This window comes from Streptomyces sp. NPDC111520, assembly GCF_055635295.1.
In genome coordinates this window covers 422,903-440,266 of record NZ_JBVKBW010000005.1, presented here as the reverse complement: position 1 = coordinate 440,266, position 17,364 = coordinate 422,903, and the positions used below count along the sequence as shown (strand labels likewise).

The window sequence follows — 17,364 nt, the reverse complement described above, 5'->3', positions numbered from 1 at the left end:
GATGGGCGGGCCGCGGGGCCGGAAGGACAACGGCCGGGCGGCGGGAAACGATCCCGCAGGAGGGTAGGGTCTCCCGCGTGAGTGGAGCTACGACCGACGCAGGCCCGGACCGTCCGGGCCTGACACCGCCGCGCGACGCCGTCGCGCCGGAGCGGCACCCCGACGCCCCCGCCCCCGGTGAACCGCTGGGCGCGCACTACGACCACTGCTTCGGCTGTGGCGGGGCGCAGCCGCACGGCCTGCACCTGGAGGCCACGGCCGGGGAGGGCGTCAGCGTGACCGCCGAGTTCACCGTCCAGGCCGCCCACCAGGGCGCGCCGGGCCTGGCGCACGGTGGTGTGCTGGCCACGGCCCTCGACGAGACGCTCGGCTCACTCGCCTGGCTGCTGCGCACCATCGCCGTGACCGGCCGCCTCGAGACCGACTTCGTGCAGCCCGTGCCGGTCGGCGCCACCCTCCACCTGGAGGCCCGCTGCACCGCCGTGGCCGGGCGCAAGATCTACTCCACCGCGGTCGGCCGGATCGGCGGCCCGGACGGCCCCGTCGCGGTCCGCGCGGACGCGCTGTTCATCGAGGTCAAGCTGGAGCACTTCACCGACAACGGCCGCCCCGAGGAGATCCGCGCCGCGATGGCGGACCCCGACCAGGTCAAGGTCGCGCGCGCCTTCGAGGTGAACCCGTGACCGGCGGTCCTCGCCCCCCGGTCGACGTCCTCATCCACCGTTTGCACGAGGGCGTCCCGATTCCTTCGTACGGGCACCCGGGCGACGCCGGGGCCGACCTCGTCACCACCGAGGCGGCCGAACTGGCCCCTGGCGAGCGCACCGTACTGCCCACGGGGGTGTCGATCGCGCTGCCGGACGGCTACGCCGCCTTCGTGCACCCCCGCTCGGGCCTCGCCGCGAGGTGCGGAGTGGCCCTCGTGAATGCCCCGGGAACGGTTGATGCCGGGTACCGTGGGGAGATCAAGGTGATCGTGGTCAACCTGGACCCGCGCGAGAGCGTACGGTTCGCAGAAGGGGACCGGATCGCCCAACTGGTCGTCCAGCAGGTCGAGCGGGTCCGCTTCCACGAGGTGGCGGAGCTGCCCGGCTCCGCACGGGCGGCGGGGGGCTTCGGCTCCACGGGGGGTCATGCCGCGGTGGATGGCTCGCCGGTCGGTCCGTCCGGCAATGGATACGCATCGGTCATCGCTGACCGGGAAGGACAGTGACGTGTTCCGTCGTCGTCGCAAGGAGCGCGGAGACGCCCTCGACGAGCTCGAGGCCGAGAGCCCTGACGAGCTGGCCGAAGACGCCGAGGAGTCGGACGACTCCATGGAGTCCCGTCGGTACAACCTTCCGCCCGCCCCCAGGCCGGACGGTCCGTGGGACGTGAGCGAGGTCAGGGACCCGGCCGAGGGCCGGGTCGACCTGGGCGGCCTCTTCGTGCCCGGTGTCCAGGGCATGGAACTGCGCGTCGAGGTGGCCGGGGAGTCCATCGTCGCCGCGACCGTGGTGCTGCGCGAGAGCGCCGTCCAGTTGCAGGGCTTCGCCGCCCCGAAGTCGGAGGGCATCTGGGGCGAGGTCCGCGACGAGATCGCGTCCGGCATCACCAAGCAGGGCGGCATCGTCGACGAGGTCGAGGGCCCGCTGGGCTGGGAACTGCGCGCGCAGGTCCCGGTGCAGCTGCCCAACGGCGCCAACGGCGTGCAGGTCGTGCGCTTCGTCGGCTGTGACGGCCCGCGCTGGTTCCTGCGGGGCGTCATCTCCGGGCAGGGCGCCGTCCAGCCCGAGACCGCCGGTCTGCTGGAGCAGATCTTCCGCGACACCGTGGTCGTCCGCGGGGAGTCGCCGATGGCACCGCGCGACCCGATCGTGCTGAAGCTGCCCAACGACGCCCAGATGGTGCCCGAGGGCATCGCCCAGGAAGAGGCCGGCCGCTTCTCGGACGGCATCGACCCCATGCGCCGCGGACCGGAGATCACCGAGGTGCACTGAGCCCGGGGGCCCAGCGCCCCGGCCACGCCCGACGCCCGTGGGCCGACCTGTGAGAACAGGTCGGCCCACGGGCGTTTTCGCAGGTCAACGGGGGTGAACGTCAAATGCCCGTCAAGGCGCCGCAAGGGCCCGTATGGAAGCCGTCAACGGTGTCCGCGCACGGCGGGAACGGAGGTTTCCTGGGCTTGGTCGACGTTCCGTCAAGAGCTGGGAGCACACGATGGACGACCTGGCCTTCCTGCTCGTCACACTCGCGGTCTTCGCGCTGATCGCGCTCATCGCCAAGGGGGTGGCGAAGCTGTGAGCGCCGAGAACATCACCGGTCTCGTCGTCGCCGCCGGCCTGCTGGTCTACCTGATCGTGGCGCTCGTGCGGCCCGAGAGGTTCTGAGGTACGGCCATGGGCCCCGTCACCGCCGACGTGCTCCAGGTCACCGCCCTCGTCGTGGCCCTGGCCCTGGTGTACCGACCCCTCGGCGACTACATGGCCGCTGTCTACGCCTCCGACCGGCACCTGCGCGTCGAGCGGCTGGTCTACCGCTGTCTCGGCGCCGACCCCGACGCCGAGATGCGCTGGCCGTCCTACCTCAGGGCGGTGCTGGCCTTCTCCTTCGTGGGCGTGCTGTTCCTCTACCTGCTGCTGCGGGTGCAGAACCACCTCCCACTGTCCCTGGGCTTCGCGGCCATCACCCCCGACCAGGCGTTCAACACCGCGGCCTCGTTCGTGACCAACACGAACTGGCAGTCGTACATGGGCGAGAACGCCATGGGCCACGTCGCCCAGACCGCGGGCCTCGCCGTGCAGAACTTCGTCTCGGCGGCGGTCGGCATGGCCGTGGCCGTGGCGCTCGTCCGCGGCTTCGTCCGGTCCCGGACCGGTGAGCTGGGCAACTTCTGGACCGACATGGTCCGCGGCACCGTCCGCATCCTGCTGCCCATGGCGTTCGTCGCCGCGATCGTGCTGGTGGGCTTCGGGGCGATCCAGAACTTCGCCGGCTGGCACGAGATCACCACCCTCGCCGGCGGGCACCAGACGCTGACCGGCGGCGCGGTGGCCTCCCAGGAGGCCATCAAGGAGCTCGGCACCAACGGCGGCGGCTTCTACAACGCCAACTCCGCGCACCCCTTCGAGAACCCGGACGCGTTCACCAACCTCTTCGAGATCTTCCTGATCCTGGTGATCCCGTTCTCGCTGACCCGCACCTTCGGGAAGATGGCCGGCAACCTGAAGCAGGGCTACACGCTCCTGGCCGCGATGGGGCTGATCTGGGTCGGCTTCGTGACGCTGATGACGTGGGTCGAGACGGTGCACCCCGGCTCGGCGAACCAGATCGCGGGTGCCGCGCTGGAGGGCAAGGAGCAGCGCTTCGGCGTGGGCGCGTCGTCGCTGTTCGCGGTGAGCACCACCTTGACCTCGACCGGCGCGGTGGACTCCTTCCACTCGTCCTTCACCGGTCTCGGCGGAGGCATCGCCCTGCTCGGGATGATGCTGGGCGAGATCGCCCCGGGCGGCGTCGGCTCCGGCCTCTACGGCATCCTGATCATGGCGATCATCGCGGTGTTCATCGCGGGCCTGATGGTCGGCCGCACCCCGGAGTACCTGGGCAAGAAGATCGGCACCCGCGAGATCAAGCTCGCCGCCCTGTACATCCTGGTCACCCCCGCCGTCGTGCTGGTCTTCACGGCCCTGGCGATGGCCCTGCCGACCCCGCCGCACTCCATTCTCAACAGCGGGCCGCACGGCTTCTCCGAAGTGCTGTACGCCTACACCTCCGCCGGCAACAACAACGGCTCCGCCTTCGCGGGCCTGAGCGCCAACACGCGGTGGTACAACACCACGCTCGGCCTCGCGATGCTCCTCGGCCGCTTCGTGCCGATGGTCTTCGTCCTGGCCCTCGCCGGCTCGCTCGCCCGCCAGCAGCCGGTGCCCGCCACCGCCGGCACCCTGCGCACCGAGAAACCGCTCTTCGCGAGCCTGCTCGTCGGCGCGATCCTGATCATCACGGGCCTGACGTACTTCCCGGCGCTCGCCCTCGGCCCGCTCGCGGAGGGCCTGTCATGAGGCGTACGACCACCCCTGCCGCCCGTCCCGCGGAGGAAACCATGTCCACCGGCACACCCGTGCGCGCTCCCGGGGGAGGACCGGCACCGCACGCCCCGGACGCGGGCCCCCGCGCCCGTGTCTCGGGCGGCCTCTTCGACCCGGCGCAACTGCTGCGGTCCCTCCCGGACGCACTGCGCAAGCTCGACCCCCGGGTGATGGTCAAGTCGCCCGTCATGTTCGTCGTCCTGATCGGCTCGGTGCTCACCACCGTGCTGGCGGGGCTCTCCCCGGCCGACTGGTTCGGCTGGGCGATCACCGCGTGGCTCTGGCTCACCGTGGTCTTCGCCAACCTGGCGGAGGCCGTCGCCGAGGGCCGCGGCAAGGCGCAGGCCGACACCCTGCGCCGGGCCAAGACCGACACCGTGGCCCGCCGGCTCACGGACGGCGCCGAGGAGCACGTGCCCGGCACCGCGCTGCGCGTCGGCGACCGCGTGGTCTGCGAGGCGGGCGACGTCATCCCCGGTGACGGCGACGTCGTCGAGGGGGTCGCCTCGGTCGACGAGTCGGCGATCACGGGGGAGTCGGCGCCGGTCATCCGGGAGTCCGGCGGTGACCGCAGCGCGGTGACGGGTGGCACGAAGGTGCTGTCGGACCGGATCGTCGTGCGCATCACGACCAGGCCCGGTGAGACCTTCATCGACCGGATGATCGCGCTGGTGGAGGGCGCGGCCCGGCAGAAGACGCCCAACGAGATCGCGCTGAACATCCTGCTGGCCTCGCTGACCATCGTCTTCCTGCTCGCCGTCGTCACCCTGCAGCCCTTCGCCATCTACGCGGGCGCCCGGCAGTCGCTGATCGTCCTCGTGGCGCTGCTGGTCTGCCTCATCCCGACGACGATCGGCGCCCTGCTGTCGGCGATCGGCATCGCGGGCATGGACCGCCTGGTGCAGCGCAACGTGCTGGCCATGTCCGGCCGTGCCGTCGAGGCCGCCGGAGACGTGTCCACGCTGCTGCTCGACAAGACCGGCACCATCACCCTCGGCAACCGCCGGGCCGCGGAGTTCGTGCCGGTCGGCGGGACCGGTGAGGCGGAGCTGGCCGACGCCGCGCAGCTGTCGTCGCTGGCCGACGAGACGCCCGAGGGCCGTTCCGTGGTCGTCCTGGCCAAGGAGATGTACGGGCTGCGCGAGCGTCGCGAAGGGGAGCTGGGCAACGCCGAGTTCGTGCCCTTCACGGCGCAGACCCGCATGTCCGGCGTCGACGCCGACGGCCGCCAGGTCCGCAAGGGTGCGGCCGGCGCGATCGCCGCCTGGGTCACCGGTCACGGCGGCACCGTCGTCCCCGACGCACAGCACGCGGTCGACACGATCGCCGCGGCCGGCGGCACCCCGCTGCTCGTCGCGGTCAAGGACGCGCACGGCGCCCGGGTGCTCGGCGTGATCCACCTCAAGGACGTCGTCAAGGAGGGTATGCGGGAGCGGTTCGACGAGTTGCGGCGGATGGGCATCCGTACGGTCATGATCACGGGTGACAACCCGCTGACGGCCAAGGCGATCGCCGACGAGGCGGGGGTCGACGACTTCCTGGCGGAGGCGACGCCCGAGGACAAGATGGCGCTGATCAAGCGGGAGCAGGCGGGCGGCAAGCTCGTCGCGATGACCGGTGACGGCACCAACGACGCCCCGGCGCTGGCCCAGGCCGACGTGGGCGTGGCCATGAACACCGGCACCTCGGCCGCCAAGGAGGCCGGGAACATGGTGGACCTGGACTCCGACCCCACCAAGCTGATCGAGATCGTGGAGATCGGCAAGCAGCTGCTCATCACCCGCGGCGCGCTGACCACCTTCTCCATCGCCAACGACGTCGCGAAGTACTTCGCGATCATCCCCGCGATGTTCGCGGTCGTGTACCCGGGCCTGGACAGGCTCAACATCATGCAGCTGTCCTCGCCGCAGTCGGCGATCCTGTCCGCGGTCGTCTTCAACGCGCTGATCATCGTCGCCCTGGTGCCGCTCGCGCTGCGCGGCGTGCGCTACCGGCCGACCGGCGCGGGCCGGATGCTCCGCCGCAACCTCGGGATCTACGGACTCGGCGGCCTGGTCGCCCCGTTCCTCGGCATCAAGCTGATCGACATGCTCATCTCCCTGATCCCCGGCATCCACTGACGCGAGGCGTGCACAACCATGAACACTCCCGTACGCAACTCGGCCCGGCTGCTCTGGAGCGCCCTGCGCGCGTTGCTGGTGCTGACCGTCGTCCTCGGCGTCGCCTACCCGCTCGCGGTGTGGGGGGTGGCGCAGACGGCCTTCCACGACCAGGCCAACGGGTCGGAGGTGAAGGTCGGGGGCAAGGTCGTCGGCTCCGCGCTGATCGGCCAGAACTTCACCACCGGCAAGGACTTCGCCCCCGACCCCACATGGTTCCAGCCGCGTCCCTCGGCAGCTGACGCGGGCGCGGGCGCCGGGCCGTACGACCCGACGTACACCGGGGCCTCCAACCTCGCGGTCACCGGCAAGCCCCTCACCGACCTGGTGAAGGAGCGCAAGAAGGAGGTCGCCGCCTTCAACGGCGTCCCGCAGTCCGCGGTCCCCGCGGACGCGGTCACGGCCTCCGGCTCCGGCCTGGACCCGGACATCTCCCCGGCGTACGCGGACATCCAGACCGCACGCGTCGCCAAGGCCAACGGCCTGAGCACCGCCCGCGTCGCCCGGCTGGTGGCGGAGCACACGGACGGACGGCAGTTCGGCATCCTCGGCGAGCCGACGGTCAACGTCCTGGAACTCAACATCGCCCTGAAGCAACTGGCCGGCTGACCCGCCGCCCCGCCTTGCCCCTGGCTCCCCGAGCAGGGGCGATGCCGACCGATTTTCGGTCGCTGACCAGTGAAGATGCCGACATGCGCGGCTCGCTGCGGCGGGGCCCGACCGCGGTCGCCCCTCCGCTGTGCCGTCGGCTCGTGACGGCCTCGGGCATCCGTCGCCCTGAGCGGGGGGCGTCAAAGAGGCGTCAAGCGCCGGGGGCCCGCCGTCAGAGGGCCGCCAACGGTGGGCCCGGAAGCGGCCGGCGGGGAGAGGGTGGAGGCACGGAGGGAGGCCTGCGCAGGCCGCTCGGCGGTGCGGAGGGGGGCGGCGGAATGACGCACACCGTCACCGCTGAGCAGCGGCGGCAGGCGCCATCCCGGTCCGGGCCCGGAAGGCGGTGGGGATCCGGGCCGGGGAGACGGCACCGCGTCGCGCGAAGGCCTCCCTTCCGTGTGGGGGATCACCGGGGTGGCCGTGCCGCACGTTGACGGCGTCGCCGCACGGCCGCCCCGGGACCGTCGCCCTTGACCGCCGTACTGGCGAGTGCGCGCCGGACAGCCTCCGGAACGTGCGGCTCACGGGTCCTGCCCGGCAGACGGGCCGACCGGGCCGTCGTCGACCTGTACCGCCCCGTCCCGAGGGCGACACATTCCGGACCCCAGTGCCCCGCGAGGCCGCCGCCTGCCGCCGCCGCGCACGACACCTCTCCGCCCCGGCGAGGCAGGCGTCAAGGACGCGTCAACGTGTTCCCCGGGGGAACACGGCGCCCGATTTGTCCGCTGCTGGGACCATAGGATTCTTAGTGTCGGACGCGCCCGGAAGGGGCACGCCACGAGGCGGAACGTGGAGCCATGGCACGCGGGACTTTGCGGATATACCTGGGGGCGGCCCCGGGAGTGGGCAAGACCTACGCGATGCTCTCCGAGGCCCACCGGCGCATGGAGCGGGGGACCGACGTCGTCGTCGCCTTCGTCGAGCACCACGACCGCGCCCGGACCGAGGTCATGCTGCACGGCCTGGAGGTCGTGCGGCGCAAGGAGATCGGGTACCGGGACACCGTCTTCACCGAGATGGACGTGGACGAGGTGCTCGCGCGCCGCCCCGAGGTCGCCCTCGTCGACGAGATGGCGCACACCAACATCCCCGGCAGCCGCAACGAGAAGCGCTGGCAGGACATCGAGGAACTGCTCCAGGCCGGCATCAACGTCATATCGACGGTGAACATCCAGCACCTGGAGTCGCTCGGCGACGTCGTCGAGTCGATCACCGGTGTGCGCCAGCGCGAGACCGTGCCCGACGAGGTCGTCCGGCGGGCCGACCAGATCGAGCTGGTCGACATGTCGCCGCAGGCGCTGCGCCGGCGCATGGCGCACGGCAACATCTACGCCTCGGACAAGGTCGACGCGGCCCTGTCCAACTACTTCCGGCCCGGCAACCTCACCGCGCTGCGCGAGCTGGCCCTGCTGTGGGTGGCCGACCGGGCCGACGAGTACCTGCGGCAGTACCGCACCGACCACCGGATCTCCGCCACCTGGCAGGCCCGCGAGCGCATCGTGGTCGGTCTCACCGGCGGCCCTGAGGGGCGGACGCTGATCCGGCGCGCCGCGCGGATGGCCGCCAAGGGGGCGGGCGGGGAGATCCTCGCCGTCCACATCGCGCGCAGCGACGGCCTGACGGCCGGCTCGCCCAAGGAGCTCGCCGTCCAGCGCACCCTCGTCGAGGACCTCGGGGGCTCCTTCCACCACGTCGTCGGCGACGACGTCCCCGGCGCGCTGCTGGACTTCGCACGCGGCGTCAACGCCACCCAGGTCGTGCTCGGCACCAGCCGCCGCCCCGCGTGGCAGTACGTCTTCGGGCCCGGTGTCGGCACGACCGTGGCCCGCGAGTCCGGCCCCGACCTCGACGTGCACATCGTCACCCACGAGCACGCCGCCAAGGGCCGCGGACTGCCCGTGGCGCGTGGCGCGCAGCTCGGCCGCTCCCGGGTGATCGCCGGCTGGCTGACCGGGGTGCTCGGCCCCGCGCTGCTCTGCCTTGTCCTCACCCAGCTGCACCCCTCCCTGGGCATTGCCACCGACATGCTGCTGTTCATGACCCTGACGGTCGCGGCGGCCCTCATCGGCGGCCTCTACCCGGCACTGGTCTCGGCGGTCGGCGGCTCCCTGCTGCTGAACTACTTCTTCGCCCCGCCCCTGCACACCTTCACCATCGCCCAGCCCGAGAACCTGATCGCCATCGTGATCTTCGTGGTGGTCGGCGTCGCGGTGGCCTCCGTGGTGGACCTGGCCGCACGCCGTACCCACCAGGCCGCCAGACTCCAGTCCGAGGCCGAGATCCTGTCGTACCTGGCCGGCAGCGTGCTGCGCGGCGAGCACTCCCTCGACGCCCTGCTGGAGCGGGTCCGGGAGACCTTCGGCATGGAGGCCGTGTCCCTGCTGGAACGGGCCAGCGAGCACGACGCGTGGACCTGCGCCGCCGGCGTCGGCAACCGGCAGTGCCTGCGTCCCGAGGACGCGGACGTGGAGGTGCCGGTCAGCGACAACCTCTCCCTCGCCCTCGTCGGCCGGGTGCTGCCCGCCTCCGACCGCCGGGTGCTGTCCGCCTTCGCGGCCCAGGCCGCCGGCGTCCTGGACCGGCAGCGGCTGGAGGACGAGGCCGCCAGGGCCCACAAACTCGCCGAGGGCAACCGCATCCGCACCGCGCTGCTCGCCGCCGTCTCCCACGACCTGCGCACGCCCCTGGCCGCCATCAAGGCGGCCGTCAGCTCGCTGCGCTCCGACGACGTCGCCTGGTCCGAGGAGGACGAGGCCGAGCTGCTGGAGGCCATCGAGGAGGGCGCGGACCGGCTCGACAACCTGGTCGGCAACCTCCTCGACATGTCGCGCCTGCAGACCGGCACCGTCACCCCGCTGATCCGCGAGGTGGACCTCGACGAGGTCGTCCCCAAGGCCCTGCGCGGCGTCCCGGACGGCAGCGTCGCCCTGGACGTCCCGGAGACCCTCCCGATGGTCTCCGTCGACCCCGGGCTCCTGGAGCGCAGCGTCGCCAACATCGTCGAGAACGCCGTCAAGTACAGCCCGGCCGGCACCCAGGTGCTGGTCGCCGCGAGCGCGCTGGGCGCCCACGTCGACCTGCGCGTCGTCGACCGCGGCCCCGGTGTCCCCGACGCCGCCAAGGAACGGATCTTCGAGCCGTTCCAGCGGTACGGCGACGCCCCCCGCGGCAACGGGGTGGGCCTCGGCCTCGCCGTGGCCCGCGGCTTCGCCGACGCCATGGGCGCCACCCTGCAGCCCGAGGACACCCCGGGAGGCGGTCTGACGATGGTGCTCACCCTCCCGGCCGCGCCCGGCAGCGCTCCCGCCGCCCCGGACCTCCCGGCCGAGGCGACGACCTGACCGTGCCCGCACCGCACCCCCGCTCCACCCCCCTCACCGTGAAGGAAAGGCAGGCTCCATGAACCGGGTGCTCGTGGTCGACGACGAGCCGCAGATCGTGCGCGCTCTCGTGATCAACCTGCGGGCCCGCAAGTACGAGGTCGACGCCGCCCACGACGGCGCGACCGCGCTGCAGCTCGCCGCCGCCCGTCACCCCGACGTCATCGTGCTCGACCTGGGCCTGCCCGACATGGACGGCGTCGAAGTGATCCGCGGGTTGCGCGGCTGGACCCGGGTGCCGATCATCGTGCTCTCCGCCCGCCAGGCCTCCGACGAGAAGGTCGAGGCCCTCGACGCGGGCGCCGACGACTACGTCACCAAGCCCTTCGGCATGGACGAGCTGCTGGCCCGGCTGCGGGCCGCCGTCCGCCGCGCCACGCCCGGCGGCCCCGAGGACGGCGCCGCGACGGTGGAGACCGAGTCCTTCACCGTCGACCTCGCGGCCAAGAAGGTCAACCGCGACGGCGCCGACGTCCGGCTCACCCCCACCGAGTGGCACCTGCTGGAGGTCCTGGTCCGCAACACCGGCCGCCTGGTCAGCCAGAAGCAGCTGCTCCAGGAGGTCTGGGGCCCGTCCTACGGCACCGAGAGCAACTACCTGCGGGTCTACATGGCCCAGTTGCGGCGCAAGCTCGAGGCCGACCCCGCACACCCGCGGCACTTCATCACCGAGCCCGGCATGGGGTACCGCTTCGAGACGTGATCGGTGATCCGTTCACCCGGGCCCGGTACCCTTCCAGGTATGAGTGGTACCACCCGTTCGGACCGGCCGGCCGGCCGCTTCCGCAGGATGCTCGACCGACTGTCCAGTTCCCAGGAGGAACTGCACTCCGACGAGCTGCGGCAGGACACCGCGGACGTCGGGTGCACCCGGATCTGCGACTGCTCCGACCGCGACATAGTGACCGTCACCGGTACACTACGCGCTGTCACCCTGCGGCCGCGGGCCGGAGTGCCCGCCCTGGAGGCCGAGTTGTTCGACGGTTCCGCACCGCTGGACGTGGTGTGGCTCGGCCGGCGCAGCATCGTCGGCATCGAGCCGGGCCGCAGGATCATCGCGTCGGGGCGGATCTCCATGAACCGCGGCCGTCCGGTGCTGTTCAATCCCAAGTACGAGTTGCGTCCGGTCGGACAGGAGTAGCCGGTGGCGTCGATCGACAAGCGGACCGGGGCACAGCCCACGACCGGGGCCGGACAAGGGCCGGAGCACGACGCGGCCGCCTCCAAGGCGGCCGCCGACCACGCGCTCCTGGAGGCCTTCGGCGGCGTCTGGGGCATGATCGACACGACGGTGCCCGGCCTCGTCTTCGTCCTGTTCTACACGATCAACCGGGACATCCACACCTCGGCGATCGCCGCACTGGGCCTCTCCCTGGTGCTGGCGCTGGCCCGCCTGGTGCGCCGGCAGACGCTCAAGCACGCCTTCAGCGGCGTCTTCGGCGTCGCCTTCGGCGCGGTGTTCGCGATGATGTCCGGCGACGCGAAGAACTTCTACCTGCCGGGCATGCTCTACACCCTCGGGCTCGCGGTCGCCTACGTGGTCTCCGCCCTGGCGAAGTACCCGCTGATCGGACTGCTGCTGGGCCCGATCCTCAAGGAGAACCTGTCCTGGCGGACCCGGAACCCGGGCCGGCTCGTCGCGTACACCAAGGCCACCTGGGCCTGGGGCATCATCCTGCTCGTCAAGTCGGCGATCCTCTTCCCGCTCTACTTCTGGGGGAACGCCACCCAGCTCGGCTGGGTCAAGGTCGCCCTCGGCATCCCGCCGTTCCTGCTCTGCGTCTACCTGACCTGGATCTTCCTGGCGAAGGCGCCGCCGCCGATCGACGTGATCGCGGAGATGGAGGAGGCCGAGCGGGCCGAGAAGGCGGAGCACGCCGCCAAGGAGGCCGCCGGCAACTGACCCCGGCGCCCCGCGCCGCCGGCGAACGCATGAGGGGCGGCCGGAACCCACGGGTTCCGGCCGCCCCTCGTCGTACGTCCCGCTACGCCCCGGCCTCGCCGCTGCGCACCGAGAGCAGGTCCTCCAGCTGCTCCTCGCGGTGCGGGGCCGCGACGAACAGCAGCTCGTCGCCCGCCTCCAGCGCGTCGTCCTTGGACGGGGTGAGCACACGGTGGCCACGGATGATCGTGACCAGCGAGGTGTCCTCCGGCCAGGAGACCTCCCCGACCCGGGTGCCCACCAGCGCGGCCTCCTCGGGGAGGGTCAGCTCGACCAGGTTGGCGTCGCCCTGGCTGAAGCGCATCAGCCGGACGAGGTCGCCGACGCTCACCGCCTCCTCCACCAGGGCCGACATCAGACGCGGGGTGGAGACGGCCACGTCCACGCCCCAGGCCTCGTTGAACAGCCACTCGTTCTTGGGGTTGTTCACCCGGGCGACGACGCGCGGGACGCCGTACTCCGTCTTGGCCAGCAGTGACACGACCAGGTTGACCTTGTCGTCACCGGTCGCCGCGATCACCACGTTGCAGCGCTGCAGCGCCGCCTCGTCCAGCGAGGTGATCTCGCAGGCGTCGGCCAGCAGCCACTCCGCCTGGGGGACCCGCTCCACCGAGATGGACGTCGGGTTCTTGTCGATCAGCAGGACCTCGTGGCCGTTCTCCAGCAGCTCGCCCGCGATCGAGCGGCCGACCGCCCCGGCCCCGGCAATGGCGACCCTCACAGCGCTACCTCGTTCTTCCCCGGGGCTGCCGCCCGGGAGGGGCCCCCATCTCCGCCCGCGCGGCGAAGTCGCGCGTCGTCCGTCGTGTGCGGCCCGTCGGCCGTGCGTGCGCCGCTCACCGGTGGGCCTCCTCGGGCCCCTTGGCGAACGCGGCCTCGACCTGCTCGACCTCGCCCGTGCGCATCATCACGTGCACCAGGTCGCCTTCCTGCAGGACGGTCTCCGAGGTGGGGAGCATCGCCTCGCCCAGCCGGGTGAGGAACGCCACGCGCACGCCGGTCTCCTCCTGGAGCCTGCTGATCTTGTGCCCCACCCACGCGGTGTCCGTGTGCACCTCGGCGAGCTGCACACCCCCGCTCGGGTCGCGCCACAGCGGCTCCGCGCCGGACGGCAGCAGACGGCGCAACATCTGGTCGGCCGTCCACCGGACGGTGGCGACGGTGGGGATGCCCAGACGCTGGTAGACCTCGGCACGCCGGGGGTCGTAGATGCGGGCGGCGACGTTCTCGATCCCGAACATCTCCCGGGCCACCCGGGCCGCGATGATGTTGGAATTGTCACCACTGCTGACGGCCGCGAACGCGCCCGCCTCCTCGATGCCGGCCTCGCGCAGCGTGTCCTGGTCGAACCCGACCCCGGTCACGCGGCGCCCGCTGAACCCGGAGCCCAGGCGCCGGAACGCCGTCGGGTCCTGGTCGATCACGGCCACTGTATGACCTTGCTGCTCAAGGGAGTGCGCGAGAGTGGAACCCACTCGCCCACACCCCATAATCACGACGTGCACGACCGTCCTTCCGGCTGCCAACAATTCCGGGCCGATCCCTCTCAGGGTCTCAGACCGCGCCCAAAGCTACACACGCACGTAACCCCTCGATAGGTGGGCGGGGGATCGGAAATCTTGACGATCCTCTAACATCGCGGGGTGTCCAAACTGACCGACCTTCCGAAACGGATCCTGATCGGGCGGGCGCTCCGCAGCGACAGGCTCGGAGAGACGCTCCTCCCCAAGAGGCTGGCGCTCCCCGTCTTCGCCTCCGACCCGCTGTCCTCCGTGGCGTACGCGCCCGGAGAGGTGCTCCTGGTCCTGTCGATCGCGGGAGTGTCGGCCTACCACTTCAGCCCCTGGATCGCGGTCGCGGTCGTCGTGCTGATGTTCACCGTCGTCGCCTCGTACCGGCAGAACGTGCACGCCTACCCCTCCGGCGGCGGCGACTACGAGGTCGCGACGACCAACCTCGGGCCGCGCGCCGGGCTCACCGTCGCCAGCGCCCTGCTGGTCGACTACGTCCTCACCGTGGCCGTGTCGGTCGCCTCCGGCGTGGAGAACCTGGGCTCGGCCGTGCCGTTCTTCGTCGAGCACAAGGTGCTGGGCGCCATCGGCATGATCGTCCTGCTGATGCTGATGAACCTGCGCGGCGTGCGCGAGTCGGGCACGATCTTCGCCATCCCCACCTACGCCTTCGTCTTCGGCGTCTTCTGCATGCTGGTCTGGGGCATCATCCGGATCGCGCTGGGCGACCAGATGCACGCGCCGACCGCCGGCTACACCATCAAGGCCGAGCACACCGGACTGGCGAGCTTCGCGCTCGTCTTCCTCCTCCTGCGGGCCTTCTCCTCCGGCTGCGCCGCGCTCACCGGAGTCGAGGCGATCAGCAACGGCGTGCCCGCCTTCCGCAAGCCGAAGTCGAAGAACGCCGCGACGACCCTCGCGCTGATGGGCGTCCTCGCCGTCACCATGTTCTGCGGCATCATCGCGCTCGCCCTCAACACCAACGTGCGCATGGCCGAGAACCCGGCCGCCGACCTGCTGGTGAACGGCAAGCCGGTGGGCCCCGGCTACACCCAGGACCCGGTGATCGCGCAGGTCGCCTCCGCGGTCTTCGGCGACGGGTCGATCCCCTTCATCTTCCTCGCCGGCGCCACCGCGCTCGTCCTGTTCCTCGCGGCCAACACCGCGTACAACGGCTTCCCCGTGCTCGGCTCGATCCTCGCCCAGGACCGCTACCTGCCGCGCCAGCTGCACACCCGCGGCGACCGGCTGGCCTTCAGCAACGGCATCGTGCTGCTCGCCGCCTTCGCCTGCGTGCTGGTCTACATCTACGGCGCCGACTCGACCCGGCTGATCCAGCTCTACATCGTCGGCGTCTTCGTCTCCTTCACGCTCAGCCAGATCGGCATGGTCCGGCACTGGAACCGGCACCTGGCCACCGAGACCGACCCGGCCGTGCGCCGCCACATGGTCCGCTCCCGCGCCATCAACACCTTCGGCGCCTTCTTCACCGGGCTCGTCCTCGTCGTCGTGCTGCTGACCAAGTTCACGCACGGCGCCTGGGTCGCGGTCCTCGGCATGGTCCTCTTCTACGGCATGATGACGGCCATCCGCCGCCACTACGACCGCGTCTCCAGCGAGCTCGCGGCCGCCGAGGAGCGCAGCGAGGAGGAGGTCAAGCCCTCCCGCGTGCACTCCATCGTCCTGGTCTCCAAGGTGCACAAGCCCACGCTGCGGGCCCTGTCGTACGCCAGGCTCTTCCGGTCGGACACGCTGGAGGCGCTCAGCATCAACGTGGACCCGGCCGACACCAAGGCCCTGCAGGCCGAGTGGCACCGGCGCGGCATCGACGTACCGCTGAAGGTGCTGGACTCCCCGTACCGCGAGATCACCCGGCCGATCATCGACTACGTCAAGGGCCTGCGCCGCAGCAGCCCGCGCGACGTCGTCTCGATCTTCATCCCGGAGTACGTGGTCGGGCACTGGTACGAGCACCTGCTGCACAACCAGAGCGCACTGCGGCTCAAGGGCCGGCTGCTGTTCACCCCCGGCGTGATGGTCACCTCCGTGCCCTGGCAGCTGGAGTCCTCCGAGCGCGCCAAGCAGCGGGCCCGCAAGGGCGCCGAGTGGAACGCGCCGGGCTCCGTGCGGCGCGGCGAGGTGGGCCCGGCCAAGCGGCCCCGGGAGGCCGGCAGCCGGCGGTGAACCGGGGACGGCGGCGGGCCGTAGACTGGTCAGCTGCTCGCTCTTCGCCGTCCCTTCGCCGTCCCCGTGACCCCTCGTGATCCAGGAGCCCTCCCCGCCATGCAGCACCGTACGAAGGCCCCTGAGGCCGACGCCCTTGTCGGCGAGCGCTACGAGGTCGAGGTCGGCCCGGTCGCGCACGGCGGCCACTGCATCGCGCGGACGGTCCTGCCGGGCCACGACCGCCCGCAGGTGATCTTCGTCCGGCACGCGCTGCCCGGTGAGAAGGTCGTCGCCGAGATCACCGAGGGCGGCCCGGACTCGCGCTTCCTGCGCGCCGACGCCGTGGAGGTCCTGGAGGCCTCCCCCGACCGCGTCGAGGCGCCCTGCCCGTTCTCCGGTCCCGGCAAGTGCGGCGGCTGCGACTGGCAGCACGCCGCCCCCGGTGCGCAGCGTCGGCTCAAGGTGCAGGTGATCACCGAGCAGTTGCAGCGGCTCGCCCACCTCACCCCCGAGGAGGCCGGCTGGGACGGCACCGTCGAGCCCGCCCCCGGCGACAAGGTCGCCAAGGGCGAGGTCCCGGCCTGGCGCACCCGCGTCCAGTACGCCGTCGACGCCGAGGGCCACGCGGGCCTGCGCCGCCACCGCTCGCACGAGGTGGAGCGCGTGGACCACTGCCTGATCGCCGCCCCCGGCGTCTCCGAGCTGGGCGTCGAGTCCCGCGACTGGTCCGGCATCGCCACGGTCGAGGCCATCGCGGCCACCGGCTCCTCCGACCGCCAGGTGATCCTCACCCCCCGTCCCGGTGCCCGGCTGCCCATCGTCGAGCTGGACCGTCCGGTCTCCGTGCTGCGCGTCGACGAGCAGGGCGGCGTCCACCGGGTGCACGGCCGTGGATTCGTGCGCGAGCGTGCGATCGACCGCACCTGGCGGGTCGGCTCCGGCGGCTTCTGGCAGGTCCACCCCATGGCCGCCGGACTCCTGGTCGAGGCCGTGATGCAGGGTCTCATGCCGCGCAAGGGCGAGACCGCGCTGGACCTCTACTGCGGCGTGGGCCTGTTCGCGGGCGCGCTGGCCGAGCGGGTCGGCGAGACCGGTGCCGTCCTCGGCATCGAGTCCGGCAAGCGCGCCGTGGAGGACGCCCGGCACAACCTCGGCGACTTCGACCGCGTCCGCATCGAGCAGGGCAAGGTCGAGTCCGTGCTGCCCCGCACCGGGATCACCGAGGCGGACCTCGTCGTCCTCGACCCGCCCCGCACCGGCGCCGGACGCGCCACCGTGGAGCACGTCGCCTCCCTCGGCCCCCGCCGCATCGCCTACGTCGCCTGCGACCCCGCCGCGCTCGCCCGCGACCTCGGCTACTTCGCCACGGCCGGGTACGCGCCGCGGCGGATGCGCGCGTTCGACCTCTTCCCGATGACGCACCACGTGGAGTGCGTGGCGATCCTGGAGCCGGCGAAGCAGGGCGACTGACCCGCGCCCGGCGGGGGA

Annotated in this window: 16 protein-coding genes; 14 read left to right on the top strand and 2 right to left on the bottom strand. The window is 71.9% G+C overall.

What is annotated here, in order from left to right; genetic code table 11:
- The first annotated feature begins 77 nt into the window (after window positions 1-77).
- The 12 genes from ACZ7MY_RS14250 (at window position 78) to ACZ7MY_RS14195 (ending at window position 12,160) form a co-directional block, all read left to right on the top strand.
- A complete protein-coding gene (locus tag ACZ7MY_RS14250) occupies window positions 78-683 on the top strand; it encodes a PaaI family thioesterase (RefSeq protein ID WP_499601820.1) in 606 nt (201 codons plus the stop codon).
- Window positions 680-1,213, top strand: coding sequence for a dUTP diphosphatase (gene dut / locus ACZ7MY_RS14245; protein ID WP_499601818.1), 534 nt, complete (start codon window positions 680-682; stop codon window positions 1,211-1,213). Before ACZ7MY_RS14250 ends, dut begins: the two co-directional genes overlap by 4 nt.
- Before the next feature lies 1 nt (window position 1,214).
- On the top strand, window positions 1,215-1,979 hold the full coding sequence (locus tag ACZ7MY_RS14240; protein ID WP_499601817.1) for a DUF3710 domain-containing protein: 765 nt from the start codon (window positions 1,215-1,217) through the stop codon (window positions 1,977-1,979).
- A 133-nt stretch (window positions 1,980-2,112) separates the two neighbouring features.
- Window positions 2,113-2,283 (top strand): hypothetical protein, encoded by a 171-nt coding sequence (locus tag ACZ7MY_RS14235; protein ID WP_499601816.1) that lies wholly within the window; start codon window positions 2,113-2,115, stop codon window positions 2,281-2,283.
- A complete protein-coding gene (gene kdpF, locus ACZ7MY_RS14230) occupies window positions 2,280-2,369 on the top strand; it encodes a K(+)-transporting ATPase subunit F (protein ID WP_499601814.1) in 90 nt (29 codons plus the stop codon). The genes ACZ7MY_RS14235 and kdpF overlap by 4 nt, the downstream gene beginning before the upstream one ends.
- A 9-nt stretch (window positions 2,370-2,378) precedes the next feature.
- Complete coding sequence (kdpA, locus tag ACZ7MY_RS14225; protein WP_499601812.1) at window positions 2,379-4,040, top strand: potassium-transporting ATPase subunit KdpA; 1,662 nt, start codon at window positions 2,379-2,381, stop codon at window positions 4,038-4,040.
- 41 nt (window positions 4,041-4,081) lie between these two features.
- Entirely contained in the window at window positions 4,082-6,187 is a 2,106-nt protein-coding gene (kdpB, locus tag ACZ7MY_RS14220; protein WP_499601811.1) for a potassium-transporting ATPase subunit KdpB, read from the top strand.
- 18 nt (window positions 6,188-6,205) lie between these two features.
- Window positions 6,206-6,835, top strand: a complete 630-nt coding sequence (gene kdpC, locus ACZ7MY_RS14215; protein WP_499601809.1) for a potassium-transporting ATPase subunit KdpC — start codon at window positions 6,206-6,208, stop codon at window positions 6,833-6,835.
- Window positions 6,836-7,674: 839 nt separating this feature from the next.
- A complete protein-coding gene (locus ACZ7MY_RS14210; protein ID WP_499601808.1) occupies window positions 7,675-10,218 on the top strand; it encodes a sensor histidine kinase in 2,544 nt (847 codons plus the stop codon).
- A 58-nt stretch (window positions 10,219-10,276) separates the two neighbouring features.
- Window positions 10,277-10,960 carry a response regulator gene (locus tag ACZ7MY_RS14205; protein ID WP_499601806.1) on the top strand — a complete coding sequence of 228 codons (684 nt, stop codon included), beginning with the start codon at window positions 10,277-10,279 and terminating at the stop codon, window positions 10,958-10,960.
- Window positions 10,961-10,999: 39 nt separating this feature from the next.
- Entirely contained in the window at window positions 11,000-11,398 is a 399-nt protein-coding gene (locus ACZ7MY_RS14200; RefSeq protein ID WP_499514517.1) for an OB-fold nucleic acid binding domain-containing protein, read from the top strand.
- A 3-nt stretch (window positions 11,399-11,401) separates the two neighbouring features.
- Window positions 11,402-12,160 (top strand): DUF3159 domain-containing protein, encoded by a 759-nt coding sequence (locus tag ACZ7MY_RS14195; protein ID WP_499601805.1) that lies wholly within the window; start codon window positions 11,402-11,404, stop codon window positions 12,158-12,160.
- 82 nt (window positions 12,161-12,242) lie between these two features.
- Here the strand turns inward: ACZ7MY_RS14195 and ACZ7MY_RS14190 are convergent, their stop codons facing one another.
- A complete protein-coding gene (locus ACZ7MY_RS14190; RefSeq protein ID WP_499601803.1) occupies window positions 12,243-12,920 on the bottom strand; it encodes a potassium channel family protein in 678 nt (225 codons plus the stop codon).
- Between the two features lie 115 nt (window positions 12,921-13,035).
- Window positions 13,036-13,704: a potassium channel family protein gene (locus ACZ7MY_RS14185; RefSeq protein ID WP_026251763.1), complete on the bottom strand. Its 669-nt coding sequence runs from the start codon at window positions 13,702-13,704 to the stop codon at window positions 13,036-13,038.
- Window positions 13,705-13,842: 138 nt separating this feature from the next.
- On the opposite strand from ACZ7MY_RS14185, the gene ACZ7MY_RS14180 reads away from it, so the two are divergent.
- Together ACZ7MY_RS14180 and ACZ7MY_RS14175 are read left to right on the top strand one after the other, a co-directional pair.
- On the top strand, window positions 13,843-15,894 hold the full coding sequence (locus ACZ7MY_RS14180) for an APC family permease (RefSeq protein ID WP_499601802.1): 2,052 nt from the start codon (window positions 13,843-13,845) through the stop codon (window positions 15,892-15,894).
- 99 nt (window positions 15,895-15,993) lie between these two features.
- Entirely contained in the window at window positions 15,994-17,346 is a 1,353-nt protein-coding gene (locus tag ACZ7MY_RS14175) for a class I SAM-dependent RNA methyltransferase (RefSeq protein WP_499601801.1), read from the top strand.
- Window positions 17,347-17,364: the final 18 nt, after the last annotated feature.

Excerpts from the sequence above, each read along its gene's own strand:
- ACZ7MY_RS14235 (WP_499601816.1), top strand. The coding sequence starts at position 2,113 with ATGGAAGCCGTCAACGGTGTCCGCGCACGGCGGGAACGGAGGTTTCCT.
- kdpA (WP_499601812.1), top strand. The coding sequence starts at position 2,379 with ATGGGCCCCGTCACCGCCGACGTGCTCCAGGTCACCGCCCTCGTCGTG.
- kdpB (WP_499601811.1), top strand. The coding sequence starts at position 4,082 with ATGTCCACCGGCACACCCGTGCGCGCTCCCGGGGGAGGACCGGCACCG.
- kdpC (WP_499601809.1), top strand. The coding sequence starts at position 6,206 with ATGAACACTCCCGTACGCAACTCGGCCCGGCTGCTCTGGAGCGCCCTG.
- ACZ7MY_RS14210 (WP_499601808.1), top strand. The coding sequence starts at position 7,675 with ATGGCACGCGGGACTTTGCGGATATACCTGGGGGCGGCCCCGGGAGTG.
- ACZ7MY_RS14205 (WP_499601806.1), top strand. The coding sequence starts at position 10,277 with ATGAACCGGGTGCTCGTGGTCGACGACGAGCCGCAGATCGTGCGCGCT.
- ACZ7MY_RS14200 (WP_499514517.1), top strand. The coding sequence starts at position 11,000 with ATGAGTGGTACCACCCGTTCGGACCGGCCGGCCGGCCGCTTCCGCAGG.
- ACZ7MY_RS14175 (WP_499601801.1), top strand. The coding sequence starts at position 15,994 with ATGCAGCACCGTACGAAGGCCCCTGAGGCCGACGCCCTTGTCGGCGAG.